The 14,406-nt window shown below is 42.7% G+C and carries 13 protein-coding genes and 2 pseudogenes; 8 read left to right on the forward strand and 7 right to left on the reverse strand.

Going from position 1 to position 14,406, the window contains the following annotated elements; all coding sequences use genetic code 11:
* A partial coding sequence (locus tag IQ242_RS04525; RefSeq protein WP_193959177.1) for an ATP-dependent Clp protease ATP-binding subunit occupies positions 1-1,996 on the forward strand: 1,996 nt, incomplete at its 5' end.
* A 155-nt stretch (positions 1,997-2,151) separates the two neighbouring features.
* Here IQ242_RS04525 and IQ242_RS04530 read toward each other — a convergent pair.
* Positions 2,152-2,394: a hypothetical protein gene (locus tag IQ242_RS04530; RefSeq protein WP_193959178.1), complete on the reverse strand. Its 243-nt coding sequence runs from the start codon at positions 2,392-2,394 to the stop codon at positions 2,152-2,154.
* A gap of 60 nt (positions 2,395-2,454) precedes the next feature.
* Positions 2,455-3,981, reverse strand: a complete 1,527-nt coding sequence (lnt, locus tag IQ242_RS04535) for an apolipoprotein N-acyltransferase (protein WP_193959179.1) — start codon at positions 3,979-3,981, stop codon at positions 2,455-2,457.
* A 423-nt stretch (positions 3,982-4,404) separates the two neighbouring features.
* Between lnt and IQ242_RS04540 the strand changes: the two genes are divergently transcribed.
* The gene (locus IQ242_RS04540) at positions 4,405-5,163 is read left to right on the forward strand and encodes a GAF domain-containing protein (protein WP_193959180.1); all 759 of its coding nucleotides are present in this window, start codon (positions 4,405-4,407) and stop codon (positions 5,161-5,163) included.
* A gap of 81 nt (positions 5,164-5,244) precedes the next feature.
* Here the strand turns inward: IQ242_RS04540 and IQ242_RS04545 are convergent, their stop codons facing one another.
* Positions 5,245-5,631 carry a hypothetical protein gene (locus IQ242_RS04545; RefSeq protein ID WP_002756975.1) on the reverse strand — a complete coding sequence of 129 codons (387 nt, stop codon included), beginning with the start codon at positions 5,629-5,631 and terminating at the stop codon, positions 5,245-5,247.
* Between the two features lie 362 nt (positions 5,632-5,993).
* On the opposite strand from IQ242_RS04545, the gene IQ242_RS04550 reads away from it, so the two are divergent.
* The 5 genes and pseudogenes from IQ242_RS04550 to IQ242_RS04570 all read left to right on the forward strand — a co-directional run bounded on the left by IQ242_RS04550 (position 5,994) and on the right by IQ242_RS04570 (position 10,711).
* Positions 5,994-6,983 carry a CAP domain-containing protein gene (locus IQ242_RS04550; RefSeq protein WP_193959181.1) on the forward strand — a complete coding sequence of 330 codons (990 nt, stop codon included), beginning with the start codon at positions 5,994-5,996 and terminating at the stop codon, positions 6,981-6,983.
* 484 nt (positions 6,984-7,467) lie between these two features.
* On the forward strand, positions 7,468-8,097 hold the full coding sequence (locus tag IQ242_RS04555) for a ribonuclease H-like domain-containing protein (RefSeq protein ID WP_004159945.1): 630 nt from the start codon (positions 7,468-7,470) through the stop codon (positions 8,095-8,097).
* A gap of 414 nt (positions 8,098-8,511) precedes the next feature.
* Entirely contained in the window at positions 8,512-9,162 is a 651-nt protein-coding gene (locus IQ242_RS04560; protein WP_002756971.1) for a DUF3318 domain-containing protein, read from the forward strand.
* Between the two features lie 114 nt (positions 9,163-9,276).
* Positions 9,277-10,272, forward strand: a pseudogene (locus IQ242_RS04565) (anti-sigma factor antagonist).
* Positions 10,259-10,711, forward strand: coding sequence for an ATP-binding protein (locus IQ242_RS04570; protein WP_193959182.1), 453 nt, complete (start codon positions 10,259-10,261; stop codon positions 10,709-10,711). The pseudogene IQ242_RS04565 and the gene IQ242_RS04570 overlap by 14 nt, the downstream one beginning before the upstream one ends.
* Before the next feature lie 6 nt (positions 10,712-10,717).
* Here the strand turns inward: IQ242_RS04570 and IQ242_RS04575 are convergent, their stop codons facing one another.
* From IQ242_RS04575 to petN, 4 genes are all read right to left on the reverse strand, one after another.
* Positions 10,718-12,163: a serine/threonine-protein kinase gene (locus IQ242_RS04575; protein WP_193959183.1), complete on the reverse strand. Its 1,446-nt coding sequence runs from the start codon at positions 12,161-12,163 to the stop codon at positions 10,718-10,720.
* A gap of 88 nt (positions 12,164-12,251) precedes the next feature.
* Positions 12,252-13,505, reverse strand: coding sequence for an exonuclease subunit SbcD (gene sbcD, locus IQ242_RS04580; RefSeq protein WP_193959184.1), 1,254 nt, complete (start codon positions 13,503-13,505; stop codon positions 12,252-12,254).
* Between the two features lie 42 nt (positions 13,506-13,547).
* Positions 13,548-13,691, reverse strand: a complete 144-nt coding sequence (locus IQ242_RS04585; protein ID WP_002768280.1) for a hypothetical protein — start codon at positions 13,689-13,691, stop codon at positions 13,548-13,550.
* Between the two features lie 16 nt (positions 13,692-13,707).
* Positions 13,708-13,797 (reverse strand): cytochrome b6-f complex subunit PetN, encoded by a 90-nt coding sequence (gene petN / locus IQ242_RS04590; protein ID WP_012265708.1) that lies wholly within the window; start codon positions 13,795-13,797, stop codon positions 13,708-13,710.
* A 414-nt stretch (positions 13,798-14,211) separates the two neighbouring features.
* On the opposite strand from petN, the pseudogene IQ242_RS04595 reads away from it, so the two are divergent.
* Positions 14,212-14,406, forward strand: a pseudogene (locus IQ242_RS04595) (hypothetical protein); the annotation flags it as partial.

Here is a 14,406-nt window from a genome sequence, read left to right on the forward strand (position 1 = left end):
GATCAAACTTCGCGGCCTTTTACTGAAAAATGCTGGGGAAAAAGTCGCTAGTGGTCGCTTCACGGCAAAGAGTGACTATGAAGACCAGAAAAATGCTCCTAAAGGCGGTATTTTAGCGCAATATAGTCGCAATTTAAGCCAAGAGGTCAAAAATGGCAAAATTGACCCTGTAATCGGTAGAGAGCCAGAAATCGAGCGAGTTGTCCAAATTTTAGGCCGTCGTACCAAAAGTAACCCGATTTTACTGGGTGAGCCGGGGGTGGGCAAAACAGCGATCGCTGAAGGGTTAGCACAACGCATCCATAATGGCGATATTCCCGAACTTTTGCGGGATAAACAGGTAATTGCCCTCGATATGGGGTCTTTACTGGCGGGAACCCGTTTTCGCGGCGATTTTGAGGAACGTTTAAAGGGTGTGGTGGAGGAAGTTCGCAAATCGGGCAGTATTATCCTGTTTATCGATGAAATTCACACTCTTGTGGGTGCTGGTAGCATGGGAGGAGCCATGGATGCTTCTAACTTGCTTAAACCTGCTTTAGCTCGCGGCGAGTTACAGTGTTTAGGGGCAACGACTCTCGATGAGTATAAACAGCATATTGAGCGAGATGCGGCTCTAGAAAGACGTTTTCAGCCAGTTATGGTGGGAGAACCGACTAAAGAGCAGGCGATCGAGATTTTACAGGGTTTAAAAGCCACCTACGAGGATTTCCATCAGGTAAAATACGATCAAAAAGCGATCGAAGCTGCCGTTAATCTATCCTCTCGCTATATCAATGATCGCTTTTTACCGGACAAAGCGATCGATCTTCTTGATGAAGCGGGATCCCGCACCCATCTACGCTATTCCCTACAAAGTAAAAGTCCTGCGGAGGTTAGGGAAGAATCACCCCTAATTAACCCCGAATCTTTGATTCCCGTGGTAGATGCGGAGGAAATTGCCCAAATTGTCGCCGCTTGGACAGGTATTCCCGTTACCCAATTAACTGAAACTGAGTCAGAATCGCTCTTAAATCTGGAATCTCAACTGCACGAGCGGATTATTGGTCAACAGGAGGCAGTAAATGCCGTTTCTCGTGCCATTCGTCGAGCGCGAGTCAATTTAAAGAATCCTAACCGTCCGATTGCCTCGTTTATTTTTGCCGGTCCCACGGGAGTCGGTAAAACTGAATTAACGAAAGCCTTAGCTAAGTTGCTCTTTGGCTCGGAATCCAGTATGATTCGCCTAGATATGTCGGAATTTATGGAATCCCACACGGTTTCTAAGTTAATTGGTGCGCCTCCCGGATACATCGGTTACAATGAAGGCGGTCAGTTAACGGAAGCAGTGCGTCGTCAACCCTATAAAGTAGTTTTGTTTGACGAAATCGAGAAGGCACATCCCGATGTTTTTAATCTTCTCCTGCAACTGTTAGAAGATGGTCATTTGACCGATTCCCAAGGTCGTCGGGTGGACTTTAAGAATACCCTAATTATTATGACCTCGAATATTGGCTCAAAAGTCATCGAAAAAGGCGGTAATAGCTTAGGATTCGAGATTGCTGACGATTTTGCTCAATCGCACTACCAACAGATTTCTAATCGGGTGACAGAGGAGTTAAAACAATATTTCCGTCCCGAATTTCTCAACCGTCTCGATGAAATCATTGTTTTCCGACAGTTAACTCGCGAAGAAGTTACCCAGATTGCCGATATTCTGATCGCAGATCTAGCCAAACAATTGACAGAAAAAGGTATTTCTGTGGAAGTTACCGCCGCTTTTAAGGATTTGGTCATCAATGAGGGTTATGATCCTAGCTACGGTGCGCGGCCTTTACGTCGTGCTTTAACTCGACGCTTAGAGGATAGTTTAGCGGTCGCGATGTTATCGGGAAAAGTCAATTCTGGAGACCATGCGATATTAGATGTAACTGCTGAAGCTGTGGTGACAGTCTCTAGTCATCGGCGCTCCGAGCAGAACAATATTCTCTCGCAATTACAGTTACAACCAGTGGGTTAATCCGCTCAAAAATTGCTTTTTTTCGGGGTTGAACATTTTTCAACCCCGATTTTTATCATCTAAGTAGCTGGTTATAATTAAATTAAAAATGGATTTTAGGTTCGATCCCCCCTGCCCTCCTTGATAAGGTAGGGTTGATTCATGAATCAACCCTACTATTTAGGGGACAAGCGTTCTTGAATTTGATTAATTGCCCAGCTTAAAATCGCCCCCGCAATTAAAATACTAATAGCAGGATTGAATAAAGGCAGCCAAAGACGCTGAAAAAGTTTAAATCCTAGGGGAATTCCCGTGGATTCACCGATAACAGCCACGGCAAACCAGAGAAAACCCGCTATTACCAAAAACACATCAAATATTAAGATTCTATTCAACCACTTGACCAATTGCTCTTTCATTGCATCAAAAACTTAGGTTATTTATACAGTTCATTCAGGAAAAAGTATAGCACTGTCACCTTAATCCCAAGCTCTCCAGAGCCAAGCGAGTCCGGCAGTAATGATTAAAACTTTAGTTAACCAATCTCCCCAGCGCACATATAAAGTTCTTGTATCCCGTCGATAAATTGTTTCGCTATGGATTTGATATCTATCCAGATCCGATAGCCAAAGCTGATTACCGTGGGGATCGACAAAAGCAGAATAACCCGTATTGGTGGCCCGGGCCATCCATCGATCGGTTTCGATCGCTCGCATGGTATCCTGAGCATGGTGTTGAGCGGGCATGGCGTGGCTATAATGGGCGTTATTAGAAGCAGTAATAATAAATTCGCCTCCCCTAGCAGTTTGACGGCGAAAATGTTCGGAAAAAGCCGACTCGTAACAAATGCCCACAATGATTTTACCGAAAGGACTGTCAATAATTTGAGCGGCATCTCCCGGGATTAAGTGCGCTTGCAAGGGAGAAAGGCGATCAACAATTCCGCCCAAAATTTCCTGAAAAGGAACGTATTCGCCTAAAGGCACGAGAATTACTTTATCATACCGACTAATCACCCGTCCCTCGCCATCAATGGTCAAGAGACTATTGTTATAACCCTTGTCCACCTTGCCAAATGCACCTAACCAGATCGGCGTTTTTTTGGCTAAAATTGCCGAATAAATCGAGCTATTATTGACTAAGTTCTCCCAATAGTAGGGTAAGGCCGTTTCAGGAGTTAAGACGGCATCTACTCCTCGATCGGCGAGAATTTGATAACCAGAGGTGTAACCTTCGATCGCCTTTTGAAATCCTAGGGGCGAAAGTTTAATCGTGTTGGGAATATTGCCCTGAATTACGCCAATTTTTATCCCTAAATCCCTTGACTTTTCGATCGGTTTATGGTATAGGTTCCATCCCCAGAGATGCAGGCTCAAACAAATAAGCAGGGGTAAAGAGAGAAAAGCGAGATTTTGCCGCGATTGACGGATTAGGAGCAAGCTTTCGGCGATTAAACCGTTAACTGCCACAATTGCCGCCGTTACCGTCGTAAAACCCGATAATTTGCCCAATTGCAGAATCAATAAATTATGGGGACTTTGACTATAAGCAAGGGTAGTCCACCAGAGAGGGGATTGACTCCAGAGAGATTCTAACCCACACCAGAGGGCAGTACCGATGAAAACCCGTAGGAGGGCATCCCGAAAAGATGACTGATTAACACTTTTGTTGACATAAAACATGACTAACGTCCAAGTTAGCACGATCGCCGTTCCCCAAAAAGTAATAAACAACCAACAAAATAGGGCAATTAACAAACTCGCTAACCAGGGGACACCCATCCACGTCATCGGGTGAATTCCCGTGATCCAGAATAAAGCGAGGCCATGGTAGGCAAAACCCCAGCCAAAACCGTATAAAAGCGGTTTTTTTAGGGATTTTTCCGCTAATCTCACAACAATCCACAGGGGGACGAGAGAAATCCAAGCGAGTAACCACCAAGAAACCGGCGCTACTGTTAACCCCATCCCCACACCGGCCAAAATTGCCCAGAGAAAACGCACCATCTTTCACTCCAGTGAGGTTAAACTCCTCTGACCTACTAGATCAGAGTAGCTAGAGGGAAGACAAAAAACAAGAGACACACAGAAGTTTTTCAGCACATCTACAATAGATCAGTTAGCGAGTAAAAAAGCCCCTCGATCAGATGCTAAGTAGGGAGGCACAATTATTTGTAGGATGGGTTAGCGGTAGCGTAACATGAGCGGGCGTTGGGTTTCATGCTTCAACCCAACCTCCGTTCATCTAGAGGGAAGACAAAAAACAAGAGACACAGAAGTTTTGGCTACATCTACAATAGATCAGTTAGCGAGTAAAAAAGCCCCCCAATCAGATGCTATGGCAAGCTATAGACTCAGACAAACAGGGAGATGAGGAATGTCACCCTCACCCTGAAAGCCTAAACTCGGACTGAATAAGTGATTGAATACATGGATAATTTTAATCCCAAAATAGCTACTCTGGCTCTTGTCTTGAATGTTGAGGAAAATCTCGAAGATATTTTTGGGAAAATAGCTAGTATGAGCGCTCATCAATTGCGAGCGCGGCACTGTTCAATTATGTTAAGCTCTCCACAGGAATTAAAAGGGGAAATTACCGATTATCTAGAAGTTTTTGCCCATTATGATGCTCTATCACCTTTGGCTGATCAAGAAATAATTAAACTCGATCAAGTTATTGCCGATACTGTAGCGACTACAGGAAAACCTTTACTAATTAAGGATATCACTCGATCGCCATTTGCCAGTGCAGCCCCTTATCCCAAAAGAGCAAATAATAATAGTTTTATATCCGTACCGATTATTCTGAATCAGCAGGTAATCGGAGTAATTAATCTCAGTTTTCCCCTAGACAAAAAACATTTTGAACCATTAGATTTAGAAATCTTGCAGTTATTCGCTCAACAGGCGGCCCAATCCCTGCAAATTTTTCATTTGCAAGGGATGTTAAAATCTCGTTTTGTGGCCATGGCAGTGACTAGAGAAATAGCAGAAATTCAGTGCGAACATTCGATCGCTGTTCATCCTTATCCCCCGAAATTAGCCAAAATTGTCGCTAAGGCTTTTTTTAAAGAATTAACTCAGGCTGGTTTTGGAACTCATCAAGTTATTGAGATTGCTAATGAGGTTTTGAATTTACTACAAAAGACTCTTAATAAACATAAAAATCGTCTGGAAGGAAAAGATTAAGCGCTATTCAAGGGTTAAAATTGACTAACTTGCCACTCCGGTGCAGTGCCAAGAAGTAATTGAGATAGTTAACAGCTTAATTTACTGATTACCGCTGCCGTCCTGCCGTCCTAATTCATAGACACCAGAGGCAACACAGGCGAGAATACCGACACTAATCGGCCAACTTTTTCCTAAACTAATCTCGATTAACCAATCGGAGAAACCGCCGAGGATGAGAAAGGGAATAATACTAAAGATAGAGGCATAAAAAGCATTTTGTGATTCTCTGGCGATGCGAGTTTTTTCAAACTCCTCTAGGGAAGTATAGAGGAAACGCTCGGCAAAATTAAACCAGCGATAGAAAATTTCTATAAACCAATTTCGCACCCCAGCTAACCCCAAATATAATGCTAAAGACCAGAGACAGCTACCGGCAATAAAGGCCGGGGAAATATTGATAGTGAAGGGCAGAAAGTCGATTACCATAAATGAGAGCCACAGAAGTGGTAAATTTGAGCGAACGGCTTGATCAATCTTAACAAGTCTTGACCCTGGCACCAAAAAGTTGATATCCTCACCCCCGGGGCCGGACGGTGATTTCCAAACCTGACCATTTGGGTTTCTGCTTGCGATCCCTGGGGGGGGGTTTCCCAGCTGCCTTATGCCATTTTTCTTTATTCGTGTCCCTCACCCCCGCTCCTCTCCCTTTCTGGGGGTGAGGGAAATTCACTATCTCTGTCATTACTTTAGAAAAATGCTATGACATTCTGGCATATATCCTGTAAATGCGCTAGTATTTAACAGTAAATCCAACCTAGAACGGCGGAGTTTCAGACCCAATTTTTTTGATGAAAAGTTTTTTTAAGAAACCTTATCGGTTAGGAATTTTGATGCTTGTCTCGACAAGTTTAATGGCCTGTAGTGCCTTAAACTATAGCTCTTTTGAGGAACTCGTATCATCTTTCTCTCCCTCTCCTTCTCCTTCTCCTTTAGATGCGGCAACTTTACTTGTTTTAGAGAATAAAATCTATCAACAGGTCAATCGCTATCGTCAATCTCGTAATTTATCTCCCCTACTGTTAAATCGAGCAATTTCGCAACAGGCAAGATTACATAGCCAACGTATGGCCGCGGGTTTAGTTCCTTTTAGTCATCAAGATTTTGACAAAAGAGCGCAAACTATTGGCGTTTCCGTTCCCTATCAAGCGGTGGGGGAAAATCTGGCAGTTAATCAAGGTTATGATGACCCAGTAATGATTGCTGTGGATGGCTGGATTAAAAGTCAAGGTCATCGGGAAAATATGGAGGGAGATTTTGATAGTACTGGGATTGGAGTAGCGACGGATAATCAAGGGAAATTATACTTTACTCAAATATTTCTAAAACGTCAATCCGCTCCCGTTTCTACTAATCCTCTTAGCTACGATCTTATCGGGAATCAATCTTTTTTTATTACCCTCGAACAAAATACTAATTATCAAGTTAATCGCTACCGAATTTCTCAAAATTTACCGCCCCTACGTCTCGATGCTCGCGTTAGTCATGAAGCTCGCTTATTTAGTCAAAAAATGGCCAATAAACAGGCTCCTTTTAGTCATGATGGTTTTGAGGGAAGAGTCAAGGCAGTACAAAGGATGATCCCTTTAGAAAAAATGGGCGAAAACTTGGCTTTTATGAAGGGATATCCTGACCCTGTTGCTGTTGCCGTCAAGGGTTGGATTAATAGTCCTGGTCATCAAAAAAATATGGTTGGTGATTATAATCTCACTGGTATCGGTATCGCTAAAAATAATGCTGGTGAATATTATTTTACACAACTTTTTGTTAAAAAGCGTTGACAAAATGACCATGATGATATTTAAATTTAATTATCAGTTTTTAACTATCAGCCTTTTCAGTTATCAGTGTTCAGTTATCAGTTATCAGATTTGAGTTTTCAGTGGACAGTCTTAAGTAAGGAGTATTAAATCGCATTAACAGTGCTGTCTTTTTACTGTTTACTGTTTACTGTTTACTGATCACTGTTTACCAGCAATTCTAAATTTGCCCTGTAGCAAGGCTTTTGGGAGTTAGTTCGCATAATACGGGGTAAAATTCAATGGGATGGCGAATTTCATTTCACAAGTCTTCAGGCTTTTGACGTGATAGTACACCCAAAGTTGCGCCAAAAATCCCCCTTTAAAATGTTCTTTAAATCCCTAAAAGGCTTGCTGTGTCTAAAACTGAGAATTGCTGACTGTTTACTGTTTACTGTTTACTGTTTACTGTTTACTGTTTACTGATAACTGATAACTGAAAAAAGCTCTCCTATCTTCTAAATATATGAACTTAGACAATTTTCAAGTGTGCGATCGAGATTTAAGTGATGACCTATTATCCCGTTATCTAGGGGTTAATTCTATCGCTGTAGATACAGAAACTATGGGATTAATTCCAGGGCGCGATCGACTGTGTTTAATTCAACTCTGTGATCCCAGTGGTTTTGTCACCGCTATTCGCGTTTTTAGGGGGCAAACAGAGGCTCCTAATCTCAAAAAGGTCATGGAGGATGAGCGGATAGAAAAAGTCTTTCATTTCGCCCGTTTTGATGTGGCTCAACTGTCCCATACTTTTGCCATTGCCACTCAACCGATTTTCTGCACCAAAATCGCCAGTAAACTCGCTCGGACTTATACCAGCAGTCACGGTTTAAAAAGTCTCGTGCAGGAATTGGAAGGCATAGAATTAGACAAAACCGCTCAAAGTTCTGATTGGGGAAATGCCGCTAATCTTACTCCAAAACAACTGAGTTATGCTGCTAACGATGTGCGCTATTTACTGTCAGTGCGAGATAAACTAATTGTGATGCTGCAAAGGGAAGAAAGATGGGAATTAGCCCAAAAGTGCTTTAGTTGTATCCCCATCTTCACCGCTTTAGATTTACAGCAATACAAAGATATATTTGAGCATTAGTCGGCAAAAGTTACGGTCTATTTAATAAGTAAATAGAAGAGAGATTTTGTCTTTGATCCCCCCTGCCCCCCTTGATAAGGGGGGTGCCGATAGGCGGGGGGATCGCCCTTGATAAGGGGGGTGCTGATCCGCCCTTAATCCCCCCTTAATAAGGGGGGTATCTGACAACTTTTAACACCCACCTACTTAGTATGATTGACTCCCAATCGAACTTTAAAAACCCAGTTATGGATTGTTTCTCTCCATCTCCCCCACTTCCCACTTCCCCACTTCCCCACTTCCTCCACTTCCCCCACTTCCCCCACTGATCACTGAAAATGCTCCCTAGGGCTAAAAGCTGCCAAGATCACAAAAAAGACCGCTATGATCCAAAATAGAAATCATCGTCATTGGTAGAGAATAGGTAAAAAATCTATGACATCTTATGCGGCCTCCTCTGCACGAGCCGAAATGAGCGAACTTCGGCGCCTAAAAACCCTACTACCTCCAGAATTACAAAGTTGGGTAACGGTAGAAGGTTCCACAGAGGTTAATCCCCCCCTGATCCGTTGTGAAGAAATTGGCAGAGATGAGGTAGAAATTCAGATAGATTTAGCCAAATGGGAAAATTTAGCCATTGATCAGCGTAATTTGCTCTTTTGGCATGAAGTGGCCAGGATTCAAAATGATAGTATTCCCCGGGAAGGCTGGGAAATGGCCGCCCTCGCTATTGGCTTAGGTGGTGCGGTGGGGGAATTATGGGTACAGGACGGGTTATTATTGCTTTTGGCTATGGGATTATGTGGGATTTCCGGTTATCGTCTCTGGCGCAAAAATAATGGCGATAAAATTCTCAAAGAAGCGATCGAAGCCGATGAAAAAGCGATCGCCTTGGCCACTCGTTTCGGTTACTCTCTCCCCAACGCCTACAAGAGCCTAGGCAGTGCCTTTAAAACCCTAATCGAACAAACACCTAACCGTCGTCTGCGTAAGCGTTATGAGACCCGTTTAGATGCGCTGAGAAAGAGTGCAGCCAAAGCGAAGGCCCAAACCCAAGGGCGTCCGCCCCTAGGTGAGATTCGTTAGCCGATAATTACAGGTAATCTTTGACATTACCCATTGGTATTTGGGGAAAAGTGTAGTAAACATTTAAGTAGGTCATCAGGCCTTGCTCATCTATCAAACCACGTCTTTGTGTCGATGACTTCCCAAATCCCTGAAACACGTTTTCTGATCATTCCGATGGAGTATCCGGTTTTGCGGATGCCCGATCGCTTGACTGTCCTGGAAGCAGTACAGTTTAAGGATATCTTTCACCATCTCATCGCCCAAACACCCACTCCCGAAAAACTCATTGTTGATCTGAATGCCACTCAATTTATGGATAGTAGTGGTGTGGGTGCTTTAGTGCATAATCTCAAAGCGGCTAGGGAAAAAAATATCGAGTTAGTGCTGGCTAACGTCCATCCCCCAGTGATGGGGGTTTTATCGATTACGGGACTAGATCAATTATTCACTTTCCAAACCTCCCCCCTAGCAGCCCAAGAAAAGGGCTTTACTGCCAATGAAAACCATCTACCGGAAACCCATCCCTCGATTCGCAGTTGATTAAAGCGCGGTCTTGACATTCTTGGTGGGACCGTGGGTTTATTAATTACGGGGGTTATTTTTGTCCCCATTGCCATCGCTATTAAGTTAGACAGTCCGGGTCCAATTTTTTTCAGTCAAACCCGCTGCGGTTGGTTGGGAAAGGAATTTAAAATTCTTAAGTTTCGTTCCATGTGTGTGGATGCAGAAGCACTCAAGGATAAAATCCCTAATCAAGCGGAGGGAGCTTTTTTTAAAAATAAAAATGATCCCCGGATTACCCGGGTAGGAAAATTTTTACGTCGTACCAGTTTAGACGAATTCCCCCAGTTTTGGAATGTGATCACCGGTGAAATGAGTCTTGTCGGCACTCGTCCCCCCACACCCGATGAGGTGGAACGCTACGATGTTCCCCAATGGCAACGTTTAGATGTAAAACCCGGTATGACGGGAGAATGGCAGGTGAATGGTCGCTCTCGGGTGCGTAATTTTGAAGAAGTAATTCAACTAGATTTGCGCTATCAAGAAAATTGGAGTTTAGGCTACGATCTACGACTGATTTTTAAAACAATTTTGATTCTCTTTCAAAAAAACAGTGGTGCCTTCTGAAGTCTTAAATTCCCCTTCTTTCCCCCTCCAATTCCATCTACAAGTCCAGACGGAATTGGCAGCTTTAATCCCAGTCCTACAATGGTTTGAATCTCACGGCCGCTCTTTTCTACCCGACTCGGTGCTTTGGCAGTGTAAGGTGGCTTTAGCAGAAGGATTTACTAATGCTGTCCGTTACGCTCACCAACATTTACCACCGACCACACCGATCGATCTAGAATTAACTTTAAAGTCCCATTCTCTAGAAATAAGAATATGGGATCACGGTCAACCTTTTGATCTGCAAGCAAAACTTGATTCTCTACAACAACATCCCCTCGCACCTTTGGACATGGAAAGCGATCGAGGATTACTTTTCATGCGTTCTCTTACTGATATTTTACAATATATCCGCACTGGCGAAGGGAGAAATTGTTTAATTCTCCAGAAAAGTTTTTAAGTCAATTTATCCCCTGCTAGAAACTCCGTCAATGGTGCAGGTTTCCAGACGAGAAAAAAGAATTATGCCACCCCCCACACCCCACACAAGGGTGGGGAGATGTCCCCAGGGTGCTTTGAGAGAGAAAGTAATTTGATCGTAGTATAACCACTTGTTATTAACTCGCCAACGGACTTTTGACCCAAAATCGTTCCATTTTTGTTGATCATAATTACCGCTTCCTCCCAAACTTTCATAGATTCTTTTCTGAACAGATAGACCGAATTTTCCCTGACTATATTTTAACCAGAGTTGATTGATAGTGGCTAAATCTTCACAGGGAAAGTTATCTATGTCTTCTATCTTAAGATATTTTTCTTTAGTTCGATCGGCAACTTTTAAGAAGAGATTAGCCGTTTCTTGATCTGCCTCTTGCCATTTTTCTTGCGCTAAGAAATCCCGTAGGTTAGTGTAATCAATTTCCTTGGCACTTTTGAGGTTAATTTCCTCCCTGGTGGCGGCTGGAAAAACTGGCAAAACCGTTTCTTGAATTGTATTCTGTGATCGGGGTTTTGGCGGAATCACGAAGGCTAATTTTACTGCTAACTCTTGCAGGACTTCCCCGGCTGATTGATAACGTTTTTTGGTGCCAAATTCAATTAATTTATCTAAAATTTTACCTAATTCAACACTAACAGGATTATTAATCAGGTGCTGTCTCCATACCCATTCATGTTCACTCACATCGAATAATTCAAAGGGAGATATTCCCGTTAATAAATAGATACAAGTGACTCCCAAACTATATAAATCACTGCTATTAATCGCTTTGCCATTACTTTGTTCTGGAGCGATATATCCCGCCGAACCGATCACTGTTCCTGTCAGGGAAAGGTTAGCAATGGGCATGAATTTAGAGGCACCAAAATCCACTAAAATTATTTTATTATCGCTGCGTCTCCTAATTATATTAGCTGGTTTAATATCCCGATGAATGACTCTTTTAGCATGGATAAAATCAAGAATTGGCAAAATTTCTAATAAAAGATGTTTGATCTTTTCTTCATTGAAAACTCCCTCGCTTTGTAATTCTTGTTCTAGATTTTCTCCCTCAATATATTCTTGAACAAGATATTGTCGCCCATCATTGCTGGTAAAATAGGCATAGAGGGAGGGAATTTGTGGGTGTTGACCCAGATTATCTAAACTAATCGCTTCTTCTTTAAATAATTCCGCCGCTTTCTTGAGAGCATTACTGCCTTGAGCGCTAGGAAAAAATTGTTTAATCACACAATAAGGTTTAGAAGGTTTATCCTCATCAATTGCTTGAAAAGTTTTACCGAAACCTCCTTGACCAATTAATTTTATAGCACGATAACGATATTTTAGTAATAATTGAAAGCGACATTTTTGACAGAATTTATCTGTAGGATCATTGTTATATAGACAATCGGGATTAAGACATAAACTCATGGCTTGTTTAAACAGGGATAGGGAAGATGTTTCAGTGAGCAGTAAACTGATAACTGATAACTGATAACTGATAACTGATAACTGATAACTAAATCGAGGTTTCTTCCTCTAGCCAAATTTCTGGCTGTTGATTTAATAAAAGCTGGGCTGCCTCTAACATATCATCAACAATATCCCGCAAATCTTTCTTATTATCGATATAAGCTTTTAACGCCTCCATCGGATCTAATTGATTACCCACCCCTAATTCTGGTAAACGGGGACGGGTTAATTGACTAATTAACTCGGCACGAATACTATAGCTATGGGCAGGTTTTAACGCCTCGTCAAGCTGATTGGTGTTGATTAGTTCTAATTGTTCACTGCGAATTTTATAAACTAAGCGGATAACTGCTTCCTGAATATCGTGTTTTTTGAGAGCTTTCAGCAATTCTTTTTGGGGGTTTTCTGCCTCGGAAACATCCACTTCGATGGAACGGAAAGGACGCACGGGTAAAGGACAAAATTCCCATTTAACCTCTCCTTTAGCCACTTCTATTAAAACATAGCCTTTATCTTCTTTTTCCTCGCTAAAATCCACTCGATCGATGCTCCCCGGATAGACAATGGGCGGATCATTGCTAGGATTAAGATTTTGATGTTTGTGAACATGACCGAGGGCAACGTACTCGAATTGTGGACGATTTAGCAGGGATAAAGGTACGGTAAAACCTTTACCAACCGCTAAAAATCTTTCTGCTCCTAAACTAGCTCGATCGGCCATTAAATGGGCTAATAAAACTGTTGGTAAACTTGTATCTAATTGGCGAATTTCTCCTTCTAAAACCGGTTCCAAACGGTTAATTAACAATTCATTTACCCCACTCAAGGATAAACCCTCGGTTTCGGGACGGGTTAAGAGAGTGGCCCGGGTTAACCAGGGTAAAGTAATGACTTGGATATCGCCATTGCGGGTGGTGATGCGATGGGTGGTCAGGCGATCGCCAACAATAAACCCCGGCACCGCTAGGGTACGATAGATGGAGAGACTGACACCGCCATTACCCTGAGAATGTTGATCGTGATTACCCACTAATAACACCGTCGGGATATTAGCATCGGCAAGACGACGGAATTGACTGGCAAAAGCTTCGTGAACAAAAGGAGGAGGAGTGGCATCGGGAAAGGCATCTCCCCCAAAAAGAACTAGATCCACAGGGGAGGCAATAGCCCGATCGATACAGAGGCTTAAACTGCCCATAAAATCTTCTAAACGCGTGTTTAATCCCGTTTTTGGATTTAAACGTCCATGGGAAAAACCGCTCCCCATGTGAATATCCGATAAGTGCAGTATTTTAATCATAGTAAAGGAAAAACAGGCGTAATTAAGTACACCTGTTCAGGATTATTTTCCTAATTTTTTATCGCCATCTTGACGACGGCGATCGCGCCATTCTGTAGTCGTCAGGTAGAGAATGCCACCACTGACGACAACGAGGAGAATTAAGGCGACTAGAAAGAGAGTGTTGAGAATCAAAGATGTTTCCATGGTATCTATAGATTACCTAGAAACCGTTACGACCCCAAACCACCATGGCGATCGACCAAGTGAACAGGGCGAGAATGCTAACCCAACCAAGTGTCAAAATATCCATAATTGCCTTTGTTAAACGAATTACCTAGGAGTTGACACTCTCCGCCCTAAAAGTGCGGAGATTCTTGGGCTGAATCTTGCCGCTACTAGCAAAGCTAATTTTGGTCTTACAGTTTCATGTCTAGTCCGACTACACCTACAAGGTAAGCACTCTTAAAGACTACTCCCCAAGCGTAAATTTCTGTGTGTCCCACAGTATTTAATTGTTTTTCGCTCTTACCATGTGGACTTACGATGAAAGCTTTTGTACCAGTGATGGTTAGAGATTTAGGGATTACGGAGTGTCGCTTGTTTCCTGCGTTCCCAAAGTCAACGACTCAATTTAATGCTAACATAAAGTCGCCCTAAAGGGCGAGGTTTTCAACCCGAATTTTCGATAATACTCCATCAGTGACTCCGTTTTAGAGAGGCGATCGTGCAAATTACGCTCAAGGAAAGAATCGAATCCATACAGGTGGGGAGTATCTCGGCTCTGGCTTTCCTGGTTCCCTATCTGCTATTTTTAACTGTTGATCGACTATTGTTAGGGGAATCCCTCACAGTAATTGGCGCTTTTGTCAAGATATCCGGGGCGATAATGAGCGGATTTCTCTTCGGTGTCACCTATCGT

The organism is Microcystis sp. LEGE 08355, assembly GCF_015207185.1.
Lineage (GTDB): Bacteria > Cyanobacteriota > Cyanobacteriia > Cyanobacteriales > Microcystaceae > Microcystis > Microcystis panniformis.

Coding starts and splice junctions, on each gene's coding strand:
- IQ242_RS04545 (WP_002756975.1), bottom strand. CDS start 5,631: ATGGTAATCGACTTTCTGCCCTTCACTATCAATATTTCCCCGGCCTTT.
- IQ242_RS04530 (WP_193959178.1), bottom strand. CDS start 2,394: ATGAAAGAGCAATTGGTCAAGTGGTTGAATAGAATCTTAATATTTGAT.
- IQ242_RS04555 (WP_004159945.1), top strand. CDS start 7,468: ATGAACTTAGACAATTTTCAAGTGTGCGATCGAGATTTAAGTGATGAC.
- petN (WP_012265708.1), bottom strand. CDS start 13,797: ATGGATATTTTGACACTTGGTTGGGTTAGCATTCTCGCCCTGTTCACT.
- IQ242_RS04585 (WP_002768280.1), bottom strand. CDS start 13,691: ATGGAAACATCTTTGATTCTCAACACTCTCTTTCTAGTCGCCTTAATT.
- IQ242_RS04540 (WP_193959180.1), top strand. CDS start 4,405: ATGGATAATTTTAATCCCAAAATAGCTACTCTGGCTCTTGTCTTGAAT.
- IQ242_RS04575 (WP_193959183.1), bottom strand. CDS start 12,163: ATGAGTTTATGTCTTAATCCCGATTGTCTATATAACAATGATCCTACA.
- sbcD (WP_193959184.1), bottom strand. CDS start 13,505: ATGATTAAAATACTGCACTTATCGGATATTCACATGGGGAGCGGTTTT.
- lnt (WP_193959179.1), bottom strand. CDS start 3,981: ATGGTGCGTTTTCTCTGGGCAATTTTGGCCGGTGTGGGGATGGGGTTA.
- IQ242_RS04550 (WP_193959181.1), top strand. CDS start 5,994: ATGAAAAGTTTTTTTAAGAAACCTTATCGGTTAGGAATTTTGATGCTT.
- IQ242_RS04560 (WP_002756971.1), top strand. CDS start 8,512: ATGACATCTTATGCGGCCTCCTCTGCACGAGCCGAAATGAGCGAACTT.